Annotated in this window: 16 protein-coding genes; 9 read left to right on the forward strand and 7 right to left on the reverse strand. The window is 35.9% G+C overall.

From position 1 onward, the window contains the following. Nucleotides 1–2: 2 nt before the first annotated feature. A complete protein-coding gene (locus ACQWU4_RS10370; RefSeq protein ID WP_429935692.1) occupies nt 3–905 on the reverse strand; it encodes an AraC family transcriptional regulator in 903 nt (300 codons plus the stop codon). A 149-nt stretch (nt 906–1,054) separates the two neighbouring features. Between ACQWU4_RS10370 and ACQWU4_RS10375 the strand changes: the two genes are divergently transcribed. Further along, nucleotides 1,055–1,558, forward strand: a complete 504-nt coding sequence (locus ACQWU4_RS10375) for a superoxide dismutase family protein (protein WP_429935693.1) — start codon at nt 1,055–1,057, stop codon at nt 1,556–1,558. A 51-nt stretch (nt 1,559–1,609) separates the two neighbouring features. Here ACQWU4_RS10375 and ACQWU4_RS10380 read toward each other — a convergent pair whose 3' ends face one another. Both ACQWU4_RS10380 and ACQWU4_RS10385 read right to left on the reverse strand, forming a co-directional pair. Then, nucleotides 1,610–3,739 carry a carboxy terminal-processing peptidase gene (locus tag ACQWU4_RS10380; RefSeq protein WP_429935694.1) on the reverse strand — a complete coding sequence of 710 codons (2,130 nt, stop codon included), beginning with the start codon at nt 3,737–3,739 and terminating at the stop codon, nt 1,610–1,612. 285 nt (nt 3,740–4,024) lie between these two features. Further along, nucleotides 4,025–4,900, reverse strand: coding sequence for a hypothetical protein (locus ACQWU4_RS10385; RefSeq protein ID WP_429935695.1), 876 nt, complete (start codon nt 4,898–4,900; stop codon nt 4,025–4,027). Nucleotides 4,901–5,356: 456 nt separating this feature from the next. Here ACQWU4_RS10385 and ACQWU4_RS10390 point away from each other — a divergent pair, with 456 nt between their 5' ends. From ACQWU4_RS10390 to ACQWU4_RS10410, 5 genes are all read left to right on the forward strand, one after another. Next, the gene (locus ACQWU4_RS10390) at nt 5,357–6,214 is read left to right on the forward strand and encodes a penicillin-binding transpeptidase domain-containing protein (protein ID WP_429935696.1); all 858 of its coding nucleotides are present in this window, start codon (nt 5,357–5,359) and stop codon (nt 6,212–6,214) included. Nucleotides 6,215–6,269: 55 nt separating this feature from the next. After that, a complete protein-coding gene (locus ACQWU4_RS10395; protein WP_429935697.1) occupies nt 6,270–7,847 on the forward strand; it encodes a helix-turn-helix domain-containing protein in 1,578 nt (525 codons plus the stop codon). Between the two features lie 147 nt (nt 7,848–7,994). Further along, complete coding sequence (gene surE, locus ACQWU4_RS10400) at nt 7,995–8,765, forward strand: 5'/3'-nucleotidase SurE (RefSeq protein WP_429935698.1); 771 nt, start codon at nt 7,995–7,997, stop codon at nt 8,763–8,765. Next, the gene (locus ACQWU4_RS10405) at nt 8,765–9,430 is read left to right on the forward strand and encodes a GNAT family N-acetyltransferase (protein ID WP_429935699.1); all 666 of its coding nucleotides are present in this window, start codon (nt 8,765–8,767) and stop codon (nt 9,428–9,430) included. Before surE ends, ACQWU4_RS10405 begins: the two co-directional genes overlap by 1 nt. A 224-nt stretch (nt 9,431–9,654) precedes the next feature. Further along, complete coding sequence (locus ACQWU4_RS10410) at nt 9,655–10,695, forward strand: GMP reductase (RefSeq protein ID WP_429935700.1); 1,041 nt, start codon at nt 9,655–9,657, stop codon at nt 10,693–10,695. A 105-nt stretch (nt 10,696–10,800) separates the two neighbouring features. Here the strand turns inward: ACQWU4_RS10410 and fabG are convergent, their stop codons facing one another. From fabG to ACQWU4_RS10430, 4 genes are all read right to left on the reverse strand, one after another. Next, complete coding sequence (gene fabG / locus ACQWU4_RS10415; protein WP_429936046.1) at nt 10,801–11,544, reverse strand: 3-oxoacyl-[acyl-carrier-protein] reductase; 744 nt, start codon at nt 11,542–11,544, stop codon at nt 10,801–10,803. Nucleotides 11,545–11,716: 172 nt separating this feature from the next. Further along, nucleotides 11,717–13,186, reverse strand: coding sequence for a WG repeat-containing protein (locus ACQWU4_RS10420; protein ID WP_429935701.1), 1,470 nt, complete (start codon nt 13,184–13,186; stop codon nt 11,717–11,719). Between the two features lie 44 nt (nt 13,187–13,230). Next, nucleotides 13,231–13,905: a 16S rRNA (cytidine(1402)-2'-O)-methyltransferase gene (rsmI, locus tag ACQWU4_RS10425; protein ID WP_429935702.1), complete on the reverse strand. Its 675-nt coding sequence runs from the start codon at nt 13,903–13,905 to the stop codon at nt 13,231–13,233. A 2-nt stretch (nt 13,906–13,907) separates the two neighbouring features. Further along, a complete protein-coding gene (locus ACQWU4_RS10430; RefSeq protein WP_429935703.1) occupies nt 13,908–15,398 on the reverse strand; it encodes a hypothetical protein in 1,491 nt (496 codons plus the stop codon). A 61-nt stretch (nt 15,399–15,459) separates the two neighbouring features. Between ACQWU4_RS10430 and ACQWU4_RS10435 the strand changes: the two genes are divergently transcribed. The 3 genes from ACQWU4_RS10435 (at nt 15,460) to ACQWU4_RS10445 (ending at nt 20,746) form a co-directional block, all read left to right on the forward strand. After that, the gene (locus tag ACQWU4_RS10435) at nt 15,460–16,050 is read left to right on the forward strand and encodes a thymidine kinase (RefSeq protein ID WP_429935704.1); all 591 of its coding nucleotides are present in this window, start codon (nt 15,460–15,462) and stop codon (nt 16,048–16,050) included. 89 nt (nt 16,051–16,139) lie between these two features. Then, entirely contained in the window at nt 16,140–18,587 is a 2,448-nt protein-coding gene (locus tag ACQWU4_RS10440; protein WP_429935705.1) for a bifunctional UDP-N-acetylmuramoyl-tripeptide:D-alanyl-D-alanine ligase/alanine racemase, read from the forward strand. Nucleotides 18,588–18,589: 2 nt separating this feature from the next. After that, nucleotides 18,590–20,746 carry a patatin-like phospholipase family protein gene (locus ACQWU4_RS10445; protein WP_429935706.1) on the forward strand — a complete coding sequence of 719 codons (2,157 nt, stop codon included), beginning with the start codon at nt 18,590–18,592 and terminating at the stop codon, nt 20,744–20,746. Nucleotides 20,747–20,749 lie beyond the last annotated feature (3 nt).

Consider the following 20,749-nt stretch of genomic DNA (forward strand, 5'->3'; position numbering starts at 1 on the left):
AATTAATGAATCGGGATACAGAAATCCACAGTCATTTTACCCTCCGGATGTTCTTTAAAATTGGAATGATAAATTTCAAATGGAAATGTTTTTCTCATGGAATAATGATGCTCATTCATCCAAAGAAACAGAGCTACCCAGCATTGCTCGAAATCCTGAAGGGTAACTTCTCCGCTTCCTACGATAAATTTTCCTGCATTGATGGTTTCTGAGAAGATCAGTCCTTCACTTCCCTCCAAACTTTTATCCAGAAGCATACATGCATGGATTCTTACTTTGTCAGGAGGAGTCACTTTAAAACTGTCATGATACACGGAGATCATTTTGACATTCTCGCGGGGAAACAGCTGTTTCTTTTTTGCCCAGTCTATGAGTACATCATAGGAAGGCTCCACATTGGCAATTCCCAGGCTCATTACTGCGGCCAGATTCATTTCCGGCAGTTCTTTTACTTCAATTTTTAAATTCATTTTTGTCCAGTTTAACAGGTTTTCTACATTGCAAATGTATTGGCTGAAAACTGTATCTATTTGTCCGTTCTTGTTGTGTATCTGTAAAATCTTGTGAAAAATTTCCGGAGCAGAATTTCGGAAGACAGACGGGGCAATTCCATAATATTTTTTAAAAGTCTTGCTGAACACGGAATGATTGGAAAATCCAAGATCAAGAAAGATCTCTTTTATCTCTATTTCCTTTTTTACAGCCAGATAAAAGGCGCTTTTTTCTATTTTCTTTCTGATGATATAGTTCTGGAGGGTTTCGCCAGTAATAAACCTGAAAATCCTGTGAAAATGGAAGGGGGAATACATGGCTATTTCAGCAATTTTTTCGAGGGAAAGATTGGCATCGAGATTATTATCGATGTATTGTATTGCTTTAATGATTCTTTTTTTGTGTTCTTCCATTTTAAAAAATACTGATCAGTAAAGGTATCAAGATACATCCTGTTTCACTTGTCATATGTTGCTGTTTTTGAAAAAAGGATTGAAATCATAAAGTGCTTTGAAAAATCTTTTATAAATTTAACGTTAAAATCACTTTAAATCATTTAAAAATGAAAGGACAAACATTAGCATTACTGGCTGGGTGTGCATTTTTAGCGGCTTCATGCTGCACAACAAAAACGTACACAGTTAATGCCAAGAGCGGAACACAGACGGGCGGAACGGCAAAGTTTACCCAGAAAGGAGAAGAAGTGACCATGAAACTTGAAGTAACGAATCTTACTCCGGGTATTCATGCGGTACACATTCATGAAAAAGGTGACTGTTCTGCAGCGGATGGAACTTCTACAGGCGGACACTGGAATCCGTCCAAGAATGATCATGGAAAATGGGGTGCTGAACATTTCCATATGGGAGATATCGGTAATTTAACGGCTGATCAGAGCGGAAAAGCTGTCCTTACTTTCAAAACCAATAAATGGTGTCTTGGCTGTACAGATGAGTCTAAGAATATCATCGGAAAAGGCTTGATCGTACATGCTTCTGCGGATGATTTCCATACGCAGCCTACCGGAAATGCAGGAGGAAGAGTTGGGTGTGTAGAAATTAAATAATTCTTTTTTGCAATAAAAAAACCGCTGAACATTTCAGCGGTTTTTTTGTTTTTATGATTTTGCTCCCATATCGGAAACGATGTTCATTGCTTCCTGCAGGTATGGATCTTTTTTAAGGTTTTTGATCCACATTTCAGATTTTTTCTTGAAAGCTTCGTCTTTTTTCTCTCTTTCCACTTCGCTTGGATACATCATGAATTTCAGACCGTTCTCAAACTTGGTTAAAGCTTTGAATTTCTCGATCTGAGCTTTTCTCTGCTTCATCAATTCATTAAACTTATCGATGTTAAGCGTAATGTTTTCTTCTTTATCCAGTTTTTCTCTCCATTGGGCAGATTCAAGCAATAACTGGTAGTTGCTGTTCTTAGCCATTCTGTCTGCACTTGCTTTTTCAAGAGCCTGGATATTGAAGTAGTTCAGTTTCTGGAAATTAGTACTTGGAATTTTATCCCAGGCTAAAGCATAATCATCATAGCGCTCTCCTACTTCTGCATAGGTAAAGAAGTCTTTCATCTGGATATCGGAAACAATTCCTTTTCTCTGTGTAGATTCTCCTGTAATTCTGTAGAATTTCTGAATCGTCAGCTTTAATGATCCGAAATCGTCTTCTGTATTTAAGAATCTGTTCAGATCTACAAAAGTCTGCACTGTTCCTTTTCCGAAAGACTGCGGAGAACCGATGATCATTGCTCTTCCGTAATCCTGCATTACTCCTGCAAGGATCTCGGAAGCCGAAGCCGAAAGCTCATTCTGCATAATCACTAAAGGTCCTGTCCAAATCGGAGTTTCATTTTTATTCTTTAAAGTCTGGATCTTTCCGTTTCCGTCTTTTACCTGTACATAAGGTCCTGCATCCATGAAAAGTCCCATGATATCCCCAACTTCCGTCAGCGATCCTCCTCCGTTATTTCTAAGGTCAAGGACAATTCCTTCAATGTTCTGCTGCTTAAGTTTAATGATCTCGTTTTTGATATCATCAGAAGCGTTTCTTCCTTTAGCATCCTCAAAATCAGCATTAAAGCTTGGAAGATTGATAAATCCGTATTTCTTTCCGTTTGGAGAATTTACTACGATACTTCTTGCGAATGTGTCTTCAATAGCTACTTCTTCACGGATCATGGTTACATCTTTAATGGTTCCGTCTTTTTTCTGAACTGTAAGCGTCACAGGCGTTCCTTTTTCACCTCTGATCAACCTTACAGCTTCATCAGAAAGCATTCCCACAACATTTACGGCATCATCTTTCGGTTTCGATTTAACTTTTAAGATCTTATCACCTTCTGAAAGCTGTTTAGATTTCCATGCCGGCGCACCGATTGTTAATGCTCCTAAGAAAAGATTTCCTTTTTTCTCCTGAATAAGAGCTCCGATACCAATCACTTTTCCAGTGAATTGAGTATCAAAGTCTTCTTTATCTTTTGGAGAGTAGTAATTGGTGTGTGGATCGAATACTTCAGTATACGCATTCATATACACGGTAAACCAATCCATTTTCTTTCTTTTTTTGAATCTTGTGAAGGTATCTTTTACAAGATCTTTCACTTCATCAGTTGCTTTTTTGATCTTCTGATCCTGGCTAAGCGGCTGATATTTGATTGTATCTTTCAACTTATATTTCTGAACGGAGTCTTTCTTTTCTTTCTGGGCTTCTTCTTTGCTGTTCATAGATTCAACCTCCTGAAGAATATTGTATTTTATATACTTTCTCCATTCGTTATACTGCTCCTGCTTGTTCACAGGTACTTTTTTAAGTTTAGGCTCAAGAGTCAAAGACTCGTCTTCCTGCAGGTTAATTGGTTTGCTGAAGATGTCCTGAGTAATCTTGTCTATCTCGTCCACTCTCTGGTACAGTCTGTCTATCGTAAGTTTATAGAAGGTAAGATCACCCTGGCTGATATAATCATCAAGCTTTGTTTCATGCTTGCTGAATTCATCCATATCAGACTGCAGGAAATATCTTTTTGCGGGATCTACCAGTTCGAAATAATGTTTATAAACGTCCTTGGAATAGGCATCATTGATGGGTTTCGGGCTGTAATGTAAATAAGAAAGTGTATTCTTTACGCTCACCATAATCGTCTGCATCTTTTCATCATCGTTCTTCGGCGAGTTGAAACAAAACATTAGACTTGTTAATGGAATAAGAAGTAAAAATTTATTCAGTTTGAAATTTTTCCACATAAACGGGTCATGTATTTTTATTAATTTTTTATAAAAAAGTATCTCAATTAGTAGCAGTAATTAACTGAGTGTTACAAACTATCAAATTTAATACCTTATTTACAATTACAGGACACTTTTACAAGAAATTTAACGAAATGTATTATAGTTAAAGCCGATTTTATTATCTATGTCGTATTTAATGGATATTTATCATAAGTTCTTCCTGTGAAATCCGGGAATATCTGAATAAATACTGCCACAGAATTGCATTCTATGGCAGCTGTGGAGTTTATTTAGTTTATATTATTTTCTTGTTTTTTTATTCCTGTCCTGTACCTGTTTCATTTGAGATTTCAGCATTTCAATCGTTTTATTCTGTTCATTGATCATTTTTAACAAATTATCTTCCTGCAATACAGGAGATGAAGAAGTTTTTGCGAATGAGGACGGATTATAGGCATCCACCGCACAATCGCCGTCAGCTGCCGTTCCAAGTATTCCCAAATTATTAACTGTAAGCTTATAACAGCTTCCATTGGGTGCTTTTAATATAATGAGGTCGGCAACATCCCGCCATGTAAGAACATTTGATTGTCCGCCATTACCGGCATCGCTTGGTGCACCATGTGTAGTTAGTATCTGCCCTCTTTTCCCATAATTTCTCGGCAGAAAATACTCTCCGGTTATTGTTCCATTATTTGAGTAACTGAAAAAAGGGCCAAGAGTTCCGGTATTCAGTATACTGAACCTTGTAACAGTTGAAGTTGTAGGGTTCTGAACAATTGTTCCAACCCCATTACTGTTTATTCCAATACTTGAATTAATGTTTCCGGTGTTTGCTCCTATGTTAATAGCTCCTGAAGATGACATTCCTATACTAGAAACGTTGCTTCCCTCTCCTATTGAATTCATATACGAATTTTTATTAGCCAACTCATAATGCCCGTCACCACTGTTTGTATCAGAAATAATAGATAGATTAAAACCAGGCAGCATCGTACTATTATTGGTTTCCATTAAATAGTTCACATTTGTGGAAGAGTCTGTTTTCTGGGTACGGAAATCCCCGTTTACGTCTAAAGTTTTTTGAGGCATGTCCGTATTGATCCCAACATTTCCGGTTTGCGCCATGAGCATTGAACCCATTATAGACGTAATAATCAAAATAGTTTTTTTCATTTTAAAATTTAAGTTGTGTTTTTAGAATATTTAGCATTTTTTAAATCCCTACTTGAGTCTGATAAAAAAATATGAGATACTATATGTAGACTTTTTCAATGTCAGTTCTCCTTATTTATTTTGTAAGACAAGAATGATTACAAAATTTCAAATAAAACTTTTTAATAACAAGATTACAGTTTGCTTTATCATGAAAAAAACAAGCGTTACATAATAACAAAACATGCTAATTATCAATAATTTAAATTGAAAATAAATTATTCTCCGGGGTTAACAAATCTTTAAATTTTATATGCAGTTTCAATCCATTAAGGCTTGTATTTTTCATCAATATACAAGACTAATAATTGCAATTATATTTGTTTACCTTATACGTTTGTACGAAAAAAATTTTCTAAAATCAGAATAAAATCTCTGTTCCTGTATTGTATAATTATTTCCTGAAATATATCTAACATGATTACCCATATCTATTTTCTAAAACCAAAAAGTCTCCATTTATTAAGTAAGCAATTAAAATTCATCTTCCTGATCATACTGGTGTTGTTTTTCAATATTAACGGAATAAAGGGCCAATCCCTCTTTCAAAAATATTTTGATGAATGTAAGGTTAAAGGAAGCACTACTATTTATGATTATCAGCACAAAAAATGGCTGTATACAGACAGTCTGGACGCTTATACAGAAACGCTTCCCGCTTCCACTTTCAAAATACCTAATTCATTAATTGCATTGGAAACCAAAGCTGTCTTAGATGAAAATGAGGTATTGAAATGGGACGGTACTGAAAAAAAATTTTTTGGAGGCAGAATGGATGCATGGAATAAAAATACTGATATGAAGAATGCCTATAAAAATTCAACGATATGGTTCTATGTAAAGATGGCTGAAAGAATAGGAAAGGAAAAGTATAAAAAGTTTCTTAAGGAAATCCACTATGGAAACCAGAATATCACCAGCACAGGTACAGACTTCTGGAATTATGGTGAATTCGGTATCACTCCGGTGAATCAAATCACATTCCTGGTTGACCTGTACGAAAACAGGCTGCCTTTCTCCGAAAAGAATATGGATACCGTAAAGGAAATGATGATATCCAAAAAAGAAAACGGAATGGTATTTCATGACAAAACAGGATGGACCAGAAAAAATGGAAAAGATATAGGCTGGTGGGTAGGATATACAGAAACTGCCGGTAATGTCTATTTCTTTGCAACCCGCCTTACAGAAAGTGTATATCCTGAAAATTCCCAGTTCGCAAAATGCCGTAAATCTATAACAGAATCCGTATTATCTGATTTTATTAATGAATAATAAATAACACAGTAAAAAAATGATAAATTTGAGTTTAGATCTCATGTAAAAAGTCATGCGAAAAATTTGTCTTTTATTTATCATCCTATTCAATATTCCTCTTTTTTCTCAATATTCCAATGAGGAACTGAATAAAATATTCGGGCATATAAATGCAGTCGGACAAAAAGATCCTGATTCAGCCATTATCATTGCAAAGTCCTATATTCCAAAGCTACACGAAAAAAGCCATATTGCTGAATTACATGGTTTGATTAGTCAGTCCTATTCTGCCATGGGGAAAAGAGAACAGGCTCTGCAATATGCATTAAAAGCAAATCAGATAGCAGTCACAACAGAAAATTATAAAGGTATTTCCCAGTCTTACGGAACAGTGGCTGTCCAGTACAGAAATTTAAAACTGTATGAAAAAGCAAAAAAAGCGCTCAGAAACGGAATCCTTAATCTGGAAAAAATAAATACCGGAGAAAAGCTCTGGCTAAAGACTGGTTTCCTGCTAGAATATGCTACCGATTTATATGAAGAGGGAAAATATGATTCTGCAATTATCTATAATAATAAGGCTCTTAATGTATTATCTCAGGCAAAATCCAATCAGACAATGATTCAATCCTATTATGCATATGCCAATGCATCAATGGCAATGAATTATTTTAAAAAAAACAAAATGGATTCTGCGGAATATTATTATAACAAATCTCTCAAACTATCCAATGGAACTTTTGACGGGCCTTATAGAAAGATCAACACATACATTAACCTGTCATTAATCTATAATTACAGAAAAGAATATCAGAGGGCAATAGACACCCTTAAAACAATTGAAGGAAAGATCAGTGAAGATCATTACCCGATTAAAGCCGGCCTGTATAGTTATCTGGCTCAAAACTATAAGTCTGTCAATGATTTAGCTAATTATCAAAAGTATAATGAGTTATTTCTTAAAGTAAATGAGAAGCTCAATACTGAAGAACAAAAAGCTATTGCTGATGTCGTTAAAACAATGGATGATGATCTGAAAAAAGAAACCAAAAAGAAGGAGCTCAACAGAAACATTATCATTTTTTCTTTATTATCTGCTGCTTTGATAATACTATTCCTGATTCTATATCACAGAAAAAAACGAAAAAAGGAAAGCGATATTTATAAGGAGATAATTTCCAAAATGAAAAAGAAAGCAGAAGAAAATAGGGATTTGATGGAAACTGCTGCAGATAATGCATCAGCCAAAACGATCTCAAACCCGAAGAAAACCATTCCCGCTGATCTTGAAAAAAAACTGTTAAGTAAACTGGACAAGTTTGAAAAAAATACAAAATTTATCAATCCGAAATTAACTCTAGCATCAATGGCTGCAGATTTTGAGACCAATACCCATTATGTTTCAGAGATCATCAATATGCATAAACAAAAAAATTTCAACACCTACATTAACGAGCTGAGAATTGATTACATCTGTTCCAGAATTATTCGCGATTCAAAATACCGGAACTATAAAATCAGTTATCTGGCCGAAGAAAGCGGATTCTCTTCCCACAGTATTTTTACCAAAACTTTTAAAAGTATTACCGGAATATCTCCATCCACATTTATAGAACAGGCGAAAAAAAATAATCCGGATATTTCCAATTAAAGGTCTTATTCATCAGAATTTAACATTTTCAAGGGTATAACCTTCCTAATGTACTTTTTCATCTTCAAAAACTTTTAACTACATTTGATAGGTGAAATCTGCGCTAATTATTGCATGATTCACCTTATTATTAAAATTGATTTTTTTATGGAAAGACCACTTATTCTGGTAACTAATGACGATGGAATCACCGCACCCGGTATCAGAAACCTTATACAATTTATGAACGAAATCGGAGATGTTATTGTTGTTGCTCCGAACTCTCCCCAAAGTGGAAAAGGCCACGCTATTACAATCAACTCTACCTTAAGCTACGAAGAAGTAAACCTGGAAGGACCACAAACGGATTTTTCATGCAGCGGAACGCCTGTTGACTGTGTAAAAATGGCCCTTGACAAGATCCTGACAAGAAGACCGGATATTGTCGTTTCGGGAATCAATCATGGTGCTAATTCTTCAATTAATGTGATCTATTCAGGAACGATGTCTGCTGCTGTAGAAGCGGGTGTGGAAGGAATTCCGGCTATAGGTTTCTCATTACTGGATTTCAGCTGGGAAGCAGATTTTACCCAGGCAAAAGAACATATCCAGAATATTGTAAGAAGAACCCTTGAAAATCCAATGCCGAAAGGAATTGTACTGAACGTTAATATTCCTAAACTGACAGCAGGAGAAATAAAAGGTATAAAAGTATGTAAGCAGGCCAATGCAAAATGGGAAGAGAGCTTTGACGAAAGAGTGAATCCTCACGGAAAAAAATATTACTGGTTAACCGGATATTTCAACAATATGGATGATTCTGAAGATGCTGATGAAACTGCACTGGCTAACGGATACATTTCAATTGTTCCTGTAAAGTTCGATCTTACAGCGTATGAATATATGAAAACTCTTGAAGAAGTAATGAATTTTAACTGATGTACGAAAAGTTAGACAATCCTGTTTATCATTCACTTAATGAATACCATAAAAAGTTTTGCTTAAACTTCGGGGATACAAAATTCTATAATCCCGAAATAGCCTCTTTTGGTGGTTCATTGGAAGTATCAAAAGAGAAAGATATCATTGAATATTCAAAAATTTGCAATGATTTTCTGATTTTCGGAGCAAAGCCAGACCTGGTAAATTTTAAAACAGAACCTTCACTGCTTATATGTGACCAGTATATTCTCGAAAATCCTGTTCAGATGGATATTACAGAGGAAATTATTGAACTGAAAGAAGAAAACCAGGAAGAACTTCTTGCATTTGTCATGAAATTCTATCCTTATTATTTTAAAGTAAGAACGCCTGAGCTAGGCCGTTATTTTGGAATTTTTAAGGAAGGAAAATTAATCGCTGTTACAGGCGAAAGAATGCAGATGAATGATATGACGGAGGTAAGTGCTGTGATCACAGATACGGATCATCTCGGAAAGGGTCTGGCCAAGCAGCTGGTAACCTTTGTTTCCGGAAAGATTTTTGAAGACGGAAAAACTCCTTTTTTACATGTTGCGGAAAGCAATACAGGAGCCAAAAAGCTATATGAAAAGCTAGGCTTTATGCATAGAGGAACAATAAACTTATGGGGCGTGAAAAGATAATTTTCCGCCCTTTTTGATAATTTTCTATAATCGCAGATTTCCCGGATTTGCACAGATATTTTTGCTGTCTTTTATTTACCTTATGTGAATTCGGGAACTTCCTCTTCCAATATGCATTATTCCAGTCTAATTATTCCTCAGTTAAAAAACTTATAAAACCCCTCCTTTTCAATTTTTCCTTAAAACTTTTCCCTACATTTATTCTTATTAATTTTTTACAAATTATGAGAATAGAATACGATATAAAGCTTGGATTTAAGGATGTAATGTTCCGTCCCAAACGTTCTACATTAAAGTCCCGTTCAGAAGTAGATCTTGAAAGAGAATTTACATTCAGGCATACTAAAAAGAAATGGAGAGGTGTTCCCCTGATTGCTGCCAATATGGACACCGTGGGAACTTTTGAAATGGCGGTAGAATTGGCTAAAGACAAAATTATTACAGCTGTTCACAAGCATTATACTCCTGAGGAATGGAGCCGGTTTCTGGACAGCCAGCCTGAAAGCATCCATCAGTATATTGCCTTAAGTACAGGAACAGGCAAAGCTGATGAGGAAAAACTTAAACTGATCCTCGAAAAGCACCCAAAAATTGAGTTTCTCTGCATAGATGTAGCTAATGGTTATTCAGAGCATTTCGTTGGATTTGTGAAGAAGGCAAGAGCTAATTTTCCGGATAAAATAATTATGGCTGGAAATGTAGTAACAGGAGAAATGGTGGAAGAGCTTTTGCTGGTAGGGGCAGATATTATCAAAGTAGGCATCGGGCCCGGCTCTGTTTGTACAACAAGAGTGAAAACAGGCGTTGGCTATCCTCAGCTTTCGGCTATTATTGAATGTTCTGATGCTGCACACGGCTTAGGAGGCCATATTATCGCTGATGGGGGCTGTAAAGTTCCGGGAGACGTGGCTAAAGCATTCGGAGGGGGTGCAGATTTCGTGATGCTGGGAGGAATGTTTGCAGGACATGACGAAAGTGGTGGCGAAATCATTGAGGAAAACGGTAAAAAATTCCGTCTTTTCTATGGGATGAGTTCCAAAACAGCAATGGATAAGCATTCCGGAGGTGTTGCAGAATACCGTGCTTCTGAAGGGAAAACGGTGAAAGCTACTTATAAAGGACCTGTTTCTGAGACCGTGAAAGATATTTTGGGTGGTGTACGCTCTACATGCACTTATGTAGGTGCTTCCAAACTTAAAGAACTGTCTAAAAGGACTACTTTTATCAGAGTTCAGGAGCAGGAAAACCAGATTTTTAAGGATTAGAAGAAATTAATTCTCTCACTGATTTTGAGATTAAACAGATTTATCTGTTTGTATAAATAAAAACGGGCTGTACAAATGATGTACAGCCCGTTTTTACTTTATTTATTAAGTCAGCATTCCGCCGTCTACGTTCAGGGTTTGTCCTGTGATGTAAGATGACATTTCGCTTCCTAAGAATACACAGGCATTGGCAACATCACTCGTTTGTCCTGCTCTCTTCATCGGAATTCTTTCTCTCCATGCCTGAAGGGTTTTTTCATCCAGATCCGCCGTCATTTCAGTTTCAGTGAATCCGGGTGCAACTGCGTTACATCTTATATTTCTTGATCCCAATTCCAACGCTATCGATTTTGTGAACCCGATTACTCCGGCCTTAGAAGCTGCATAGTTGGATTGTCCTGCATTTCCGCTGATCCCAACTACAGAAGTCATATTGATAATAGATCCTGATTTAGCCTTCATCATTGGCTTGATTACCGCCTTTGTAAGGTTAAATACCGAATCCAAATTGATTCTCATTACCTGATCCCAGTCTTCCTTAGACATTCTCAACAGCAGGTTATCTCTTGTAATTCCTGCATTGTTGATCAGAATATCAATTTTTCCGAACTCTTCCATTACATCATCGATTAATTTTTGAGCTGCATCATAATCTGATGCGTCAGACTGATATCCTTTGATCTGGGTTACAGAACTTAAAGCTGCTTCCAATTCCTTAGCTTTTTCTACAGAGCCGGCATAGGTAAATGCTACTTTTGCACCCTGTTCAGCGTACATTTCAGCTATTTTCTTTCCGATTCCTCTTGTAGCTCCGGTAATTAGTGCTACTTTTCCTTCTAATAGTTTCATCATATCTCTTGATAATTATATTCTTGTAAATATTTCCGTCTTTGAAAAAACAGCAATTTAGCATATTTAATTTTATACGGATTATTCAGTGCGCAAAGATATTATAAATTGTTATTCAATGCATTCCAAATCATCAAATTAGTGAAAATTTTTCGCTGTTTTTTATCATATCCTAAAGACGGCTGCCACTATTTTTAAATCTTGTAAAATAAAGTATTTCCGTTTTTTTGTCTTTATCCAGCTTCAAAACTTCTTTCTGCCAATAATATTTATCATAAATAATATCTTTCAAAGGCTCGTTCTGAAAATTCACAACCCCATATTTATCCTGTTTTTTAACGACAATTTCATTTTCAGAGTTTTCAAAGGCAATGATATCATCATAGATAAAAGGAACAATTTCTTTTCCCTTTTCATCAATTATTCCATATAAATTGTCACTGTTTCTGCAGACTGCAGGCTTTGAATACAGATTAAAAATATTGAAAAAATTCACCTCCTGTTCTTTAATGGAAATAATGCCTTTCAAAACAGATGCAGAGCCGTCTAAAACAGAAAATTGATAATAGTTTTCCCCTTTTTTAATGATCAGCTGGTCAGGATAGAAAGCTATGACCCGTGTGTTTTCTTCCAGAATATTCTTCAGGTCTTTATCCAGAAACTTTTCTTCCTGTCCTTTTTTAAGGTAAATAAAGTCTTTCCCTGAAATGCTGAAACTCTGTATAAAATCATATTCCTGAGGAACAATAACTTCTCCCTTAAGATTTACAACACCCGTTTTATTTAATTTATCATTATAAACACTGAAAAGATCATTAGATAACGGAGTTAAATATTTGAAATTATTCGGATAAAGCTTCTTATCCTTTTTATTAAAGACTGTTGCCTTCCCTTTTTTTCTCAGATAGATATATTCTTTCGTTCCAAAATATTCCGGAGAAGCATCATCAAAAATCTCATCAGCAAGGATATTCTCTTCTGCATCAACAAGACCGTATTTTCCTGTTGTTTTATTTTTGGTAATCAGATAAGGATAAGAATCAGAGTTGTAGATCTGCTTTGAAAATTTGTGCAGAGTCTGTCCGTCTTTCCCAATAATCTCACTTTGATTTTCTTCATTAATAATCAAAGATTTACCGTTTTCGAAGTGATAACCTTCTTTAAATTCCCTGTTGCTGATCTGCTTTCCATTCAGGTTATATAAAACCCATTTTTTATCTTTCAGCACAAAGAAACGGTCTTCTCCCGCGAACTGAATTCTGTCAGAATAAGGGATGATCTCTTTGCCGCTATAATCATAAACCGCTTCTTTCCCTTCTTTAGATGAAATAATCCATATTCTGCTCAGCCATGGAGTATTGAAGCTCTGATCCTCTAAAGGAAGTAATGAATTCCCTTTCTCGTCAATGATCGTAGATCTGGGCCTGGAACTGGAATCTCTGGAGGTTAAAACAAACCTGTTTTTAAAGATGTGAGAAATACTGTGCGGAGATTCGAACGTAATATTTCCCAGCGAATCTACAATACTTTCTTTTTTATTTTTTGAGTCGTAAACAGTTCCGTATCCTTCAGAATAGGAATATACTTCTTTACCTGTCTTTTTTGAAAGGAGGATTTTGGTATACTGATTGGTCTGGGCCATACACACCGATGAACACAGTGCGAAAACTAGATATTTCAATGAATTTAAATAGAATTATTTACAATAAGAACAATCTCTCCTTTTAAAGTTTTGCTTTTGGAAAATTCAATTAATTCATTGATAGTCCCGCGTTTGGTTTCTTCAAATTTTTTGGAAATTTCCCTGCTCAGGCTTGCTTTTGTTTCTTCACCAAAGAATTCTTTGATCTGTTCCAAAGTTGTATTGATCTTATGAGGACTTTCATATAAAACAATGGTTTTTTTCTCTTCCGCAAGCTGTTTAAGTTTAGTCTGTCTTCCTTTTTTCTGAGGAAGAAATCCTGCAAACAAAAATTCATTATTCGGAAGTCCGGATACTACAAGAGCCGGAATTAAGGCTGTTGCCCCCGGAAGACAGATCATTTCGATATTATTATCTGATCCTGCTTTTGCCAGCAGATAACCCGGATCTGAAATTCCCGGAGTTCCTGCGTCAGTTATAATGGCAATATTTTGTCCGCTTTTAAGGTCGGCAATTACCTTTTCGGTGGCCTGATGTTCGTTATGAAGATGATAAGATTTTAAAGGTTTGGAGATCTCGAAATGCTTCAAAAGTATTCCTGATGTCCTTGTATCTTCACATAAAATATAGTCAACATCCTTGAGGACTTTTACAGCCCTGAAGGTCATATCTTCTAAGTTCCCGACCGGTGTGGGAACAAAATATAAGATTCCGCTCAAAATTATAAGAATTTATTTTCTACCAATATCCAGAGTCTCTGGGCATATTCATCTACTTTACTCCACTTCCTTTCATAATAAAGATCGCTGAGATATTCTTTTGCTTCTTCCAGATTTCTGAAGCTGTTTAATTGGGCTACCGTTTCGTTCAGATCCGACTGGCTTCCTCCGAAAAGCATTTTTGAAAAAGCAATTCTGTCATTCAGATCCAGCCTGAACTCAGGTTTTACCTTATCTGCTTCCATAAAATTAGTCGGAATATTAGTTTTCAGAATGCTTCCCTGGTCTTCTTTTGTTTCAGAAACAGGTTTTTCCTTCGGAATTTCTCTTTCAAGAGGATCATCATCAAAAAGGGTCTGTACAGCTTTTAATCCTTTGATACTGGCCAGTTTTATTTTTTTCTCATGCTGATAGGCATCCAAATCTTCGAAACTTTCATCAGAAGCCGGTTTTATTTTTTCTGTATCCGGAAGAGGCTTGTCTATTTCAACAATTTTTCTTCTGTCATATACTTCTGCAAGGATAGTTTCTGTTTTTTCTTCTGAAGGAGAATCATTTTTTATTTCGCTAAGAATGCTTTCTACATTAGAAGTCTCTGTAAGCATTTCTCCCTGTTCAAGTGTTGCATTAGATACACTGAACTGTTCCTCGTTCTCCTCGATCAGTATTTCGTCTTCCAGCATTTCAGTATCAAAAATGCTTGGAATTCTTTCAGCCTGCTCACTATCTGTGTGATCTGATGCTTCTTTTTCAAAATCAGTTAAAGCATTTGTTTCATGTGAAACATTTTCTTCATCTTCGTCAATTTCATTGAGTTGATTATTAAAAACCACCTCTTCTTCTGTCGTTTCATTGATAAATAAATCTTCATTTAGATCTTCATCATTATCCGGTTCTGCACCGGCAAGAATTCTTTCTTCATCAACAAAACTAAAGACTTTTTCACCAGGATTGAAAGATTCGTTTTCATCAATTTCGTTCAGCTGATTATTGAAAACAGCTTCCTCTTCAGTAATTTCATTGTAAGAAGTCTTTTCCTGAACAGCTTCAACCGATTCCTCACCATAGTTTTCTTCTGCAAAGCTTACGATATTCTCGTGAAACTCATTTTCTACGATCTCATCCAGTTGATGATTAAATTTTTCCTCCTCATCTCCTGATTCAACTGTATAATTTTCACCCTCATTTTCATCAATCTCATTGAACTCATTATTGAAAATCGCTTCTTCTTCCGTTACTTCATGATGAGCTTCATGCGCATCATCCAGATTCAACGAAACATATTGATTATCTGAATTTTGCTGTGAATTATCTGTAATAAAATACTCAATATTTTTTTCAAGAAGCCTTAAAAAAGAGATCCTGTTCGCAAGCTCATCCACAAGATCCTGCTTGGAAAGTAATTCGTCTACATTGTTTATTTTCTCCAGAATATCGATGATATTCTTGGATTCAAAAAAAATTTTTTCCTTTAAATCTTGGATGTTCTGCATAATAAGAATCTTATTAAAATTGCTTACTTTTGATCTTAAAAATATACGGCTAATTTAACAAATGTTTTTAGAAAATACAATTAATCATTCCAAACAAAGTGGTTGGATGGAAGTTATTTGTGGCTCTATGTTTTCGGGAAAAACCGAGGAACTGATCCGAAGATTGCGAAGAGCAGAAATGGCGGGCCAGAATGTGGAAATTTTTAAACCGAGACTGGATACACGATATTCTGATGAGGACGTTGTTTCTCATAACCAGAATAAAATCCGCAGTACAGCAGTAGATAATCCCAATGAAATTCTTCTGCTGGCTTCTAACTGTGATGTGGTGGGAATAGATGAAGCACAGTTTTTTGATGAAAGCATTGTTGATATTGCCAACCAGCTTGCGAACAGCGGCATAAGAGTGGTTGTGGCAGGACTTGACATGGATTTCCTCGGACGTCCTTTCGGGCCTATGCCCAATTTAATGGCTACCGCAGAATATGTAACGAAAGTGCATGCTATTTGCAAGAGAACAGGTAATCTGGCCAACTATTCTATGAGAACTTCCCAGGGAAATGATCTGGTAGAACTTGGTGAAACCGAGAGTTACGAAGCAGTAAGCCGTCGTGTTTTTATCGATGAAGTACTTTTAAAGAAAAAAAAATAGTAAGGGCCGGTTTATAACGACCAAAAAGCAAAATAACAAGACTACAAGACTGGTTGTTTTACTCAAAAATAAAGCAGAAGGAGGTATCAATGAACTATACAGTACAACAAATTGCAGAGATCACCAGTGCACAGATCATTGGAGACAAAGATTTAGTGATCAGAAATATAGCGTTTGACAGCAGAATTATTTATTCAACAAAAAATACGGCATTCATAGCGATCAATACGCATAAGAATTCCGGTGAAAAATTTATTGAATCTGCTGTAGATCGTGGGATCAGTGTGATTATTTCTGAACACCAGTATCCGCAGTTTGAAAATGTAACATGGATCATTGTAGAGAATTCAGTGGATTTTCTACAGAAATTAGCCAAATATCATTTCGAGAATTCTCATCTGAAATCTATCGGAATTACCGGAAGCAATGGAAAAACCATTTTGAAAGAATGGCTTTATCAGTGCCTGTGGAATGAATTCCCAACAGTAAAAAGTCCGAAAAGTTTCAACTCCCAGATCGGTCTTCCTCTTTCCCTCCTTCAAATCAATAATTCATATGAGCTTGGGATTTTTGAAGTAGGAATTTCAAAGCCATACGAGATGGAAAAACTGGAAAATATTTTCCATCCCCAGATTGGATTGCTTACCCATATCGGTACTGCCCATGCCGCCAACTTTGAATCTGAAGATGAACTGATTGATGAAAAAATAAAGCTTTTTAAGGATTCTGAAGTTATTATTTACAATGCCGACAACATATTGGTTGATAATAAGATAAAAGAATTATATTCAGGTAAAAAATTAATTTCTTACGGGCTTGGTCAGAATAACCATGTTTTCATTAAAGAAAGTATTTCCAAGGATGAAAAAATCACTGTTGTTTATTTTGATGAAGAGATCTCCTTCCCTGTTCACCAGAGAGATGAAGCTACCTTAACAAATGCATTGGCTTTAATTACAGTTTTAAAAGAACTGAATATCGATAATCAAAAGATCATTGAAAAGATCAATTCTTTAAAAGCTGTCGAAATGCGTCTGGAAGCCATTGAAGGAATCAAGAATAATATTGTTATCAATGATTCTTTTAACCTGGATCTGGATTCTTTGAAAACCGCTCTCCAGTTTCTGAACGAATATAAAAAGCCTAAAAAATCTTTGGTTTTAACGGATATTGTAGGTGTTAATTCAAATTCAAAAGAACTTTATGAAGAAGTTTCCGAGCTGGTAAATGATCAGAATTTCGATTCTGTGTTCCTTATCGGTGATGAAATTTCAAATTTCAGTGAATTATTTAAATCCAAAACCTCTACTTTCGTTAGTACTCAGGAATTAATTGAAAGTAAGCGACTTACTGAAATTGAGAATCAGATCATCCTGCTCAAAGGAGCTAGAAAATTTGAGATAGAGAAACTTAAAGATATCCTTGAACTCAGAAAACATGATACCGTTCTGGAGATCAATCTGAATGCTATCCTTCATAACATCAACTATCACAAATCCCTTTTGAAACCGGGAACAAAAATGATGGCCATGGTAAAAGCCAATGCTTATGGATTGGGCAGCTATGAAATTTCTGAATTCCTGCAGCATCATCATATTGATTATCTTGGTGTTGCCTATGCTGATGAAGGTGTAGAATTGCGTAAAAAGGGAATTACGACTCCTATTGTAGTCATGAATCCGGAACAGCATAGCTATGAAGCAATTATTGAATACAATTTAGAGCCTGAAATTTACAGCTTCAGGGTTTTGGAATTATTCTATGAAGCGGTTCAGAAATCCGGTTACGATAAAAAATATCCTATTCACATCAAACTGGAGACTGGAATGCACCGTCTTGGTTTTAAAGATTTTGAGCTGGATCAGCTAAGCGAAACTTTAAACCATAAAAATGTGAAGGTTCAGAGCTTATTCAGTCATTTATCCTCTTCAGACATGCCGGAAGAAAAGGAATTTACCTATAAACAGCTGGAAGTTTTTGAAAAGAACTCCGCTTACCTGATTGAAAAACTGGGCTACACTCCTATCCGCCATATTCTGAATTCTTCCGGGATAACAAGTTTCACGGAACATCAGTATGACATGGTAAGAATTGGAATCGGAATGATTGGTGAATCACCATGTAGTGAAATACAAAAACAGCTTCAGTCTGTCGTAAGTTTTAAAACCGTAATTTCACAGATTTCAACAGTAGACACCGGAGAATCTGTCGGTTACAGCAGAAAATACAAACCTGATCATGCGGCAAAAATTGCCACAATTCCTGTAGGATATGCAGACGGGATCCCAAGATTGATTGGGAATCAGGTTGGAAATGTAGGAGTTAACAAAATTCTGGCTCCGATTGTAGGAAATATCTGCATGGATATGATGATGATTAATGTAGATCAGATCCCCAATGTAAAAGAAGGTGATACAGTCACCGTTTTTAATGCAAAACCAAGTTTAAAAGAATTCGCAGGCTACTGCAAAACGATAACATATGAAGTACTAACCTCCATTTCCCCGCGGGTGAAACGGATTTATATAAAAGACTAGTTATGAGAAAACTCCTGATCCTTCTCTTCGTATTCCAACTCCTGATGATCCATTCTCAAGTGAAAAAGGATCTGGTCATACCCAAAAACCCAAAAATCGGTCTTTCACTTGCCGGTGGTGGTGCCAAAGGTTTTTCACATGTCGGAGTACTGAAAGTATTGGATTCATTGGGAGTAAAAGTTGATTATATTTCCGGAACCAGCATGGGAGCTATTGTCGGAGGTTTATATGCTTCTGGATATTCCGGTAAAGAAATAGAAAAAATTGTAATGGATACGGATTTCTATTCTTTAATCATGGATCCGAAATCCAGACAGGAATCTTCCTTCTTCAATAAATCTGTAGATAAATATCTTTTATCTATTCCTCTGAAAAATGGGAAAATATCTCTCCCCTCTTCCATAAGTTCAGGACAGAGAAATGTATATCTTCTGAAAGAACTTTTTAAAAATGTTTCCAACATTGACGATTTTTCCAAACTTCCGATTCCTTTTATGTGCGTTGCCACCAATCTGGAAAGCGGCAATATGCAGATCTTTGAAAAAGGAGATCTTGTACAGTCTATCATGGCCAGCTCGGCTTTTCCTTCTTTAATGGATCCTGTAAAAATTGGCGACAGTATTTACATAGACGGAGCTATGACGGTAAACTATCCTTCAAAGCCATTAAAGGACAAAGGAATCGATATCGTAATCGGTGTGGACCTTAACCAGGATTTATCGAAAAGAGAGGATTTAAGCAATATTATATCGATTCTTAACCAGGTTATTGACTTCGGAATTAAAAGAGATACCAGAAAACAGTATAAATATACTGATATCAATATCAAACCGAACCTAAAAGGAATGACTGCCACAAGCTACGATGAGAAGAAAAAAATCCTTGACAGCGGGTATGCAGAAGGTATGAAATACACTTCAGTACTGGATCAGCTTCCAAAACGGCAGTTTGACCGCCTTAGGGAGCGTGTAAATCCAATATATTCCAATGTGTATAAGATTGACAGCATTTCATTGGACGGAGGCAAAATTTATGGCAAAAACTACGTTCTGGGAAAAATGGGACTCCGTCTTCCTTCTATGCAGACTTATGGTTCCATTAATAAAAAAATTGATAAGCTGGTTGCAACCAATAACTACAGATTCATCAATTATGACATTATTCCTGAGAATGACGCCAATTATCTTAAACTTTACGTTACGGAAGATGAAGCCCGCCACTTTTTAAAAGTCGGACTGCATTATGATGAAGTTTTTAAAACAGGACTTCTCCTTAATTATTCAGGAAAACGTCTCTTATTTAAAAATTCAAATCTTTCCCTTGATGTAGTGGTTGGTGATAAACCAAGATACTATCTGAATTATTTTATTGACAACGGCTATATTCCCGGATTTGGAATTTATTCATCAGGAATGAGCTTTGATCTGAAAAATGTAGACAATAATGTAGTAGATAAATGGGAATGGTTCAGAAATGAAGCTTTTATACAATCGGTATGGAAAGATAAATTCGCTATTGGTGGCGGAATAAGCCATGATTATTTCGGAGCAGAAATAAATGGTGAACACGAAAGATATATGAGGTTCCTGAACCCTTATATATTCCTGAAAAGTGATACCCAAAACGACAAAGATTTCCCTTCCAGAGGTATTTATATCAATGCAGAAGGTAAAGTAGTCGATCTTTTGAAGTCCGAAGTTGAAAAAAGAATTATACAGGTAAAAGCAGACATCAGGATCAACGTTCCAATTTCAAAGCAGTTCTCCTACCGTCTTAATCTTTATGGAGGTATTACAATTGGTGATGATCTACCGGAATTTTACCAATACAGACTGGGTGGAATTTTTGAACAGAATATGATTAATTTCAAAAGTTTTGGAGGATTCTATTTTGCACAGCTTAATACTAATAATGTGATTCTTATTTCCAATGACCTTCAGTTTAAATTCAACAAAAACTATTTCTTAAGCGGGAACTTCAGTTTTGCCAATCTTTCGGATGATATTAATTTTGAAGATGCTGTTAAAGTAAATTTTAGTTCAGTAGGACTTACAGCAGGCTATAAATCTCCGTTCGGGCAGATTAAAATCAACTTTAGCCATTCACTTAAAAACAATCAAAAAGGCATATTCAGTGTTATTTTAGGGCACTGGTTTTAATAC

The organism is Chryseobacterium sp. MIQD13, assembly GCF_050496705.1.
Classification (GTDB): domain Bacteria; phylum Bacteroidota; class Bacteroidia; order Flavobacteriales; family Weeksellaceae; genus Chryseobacterium.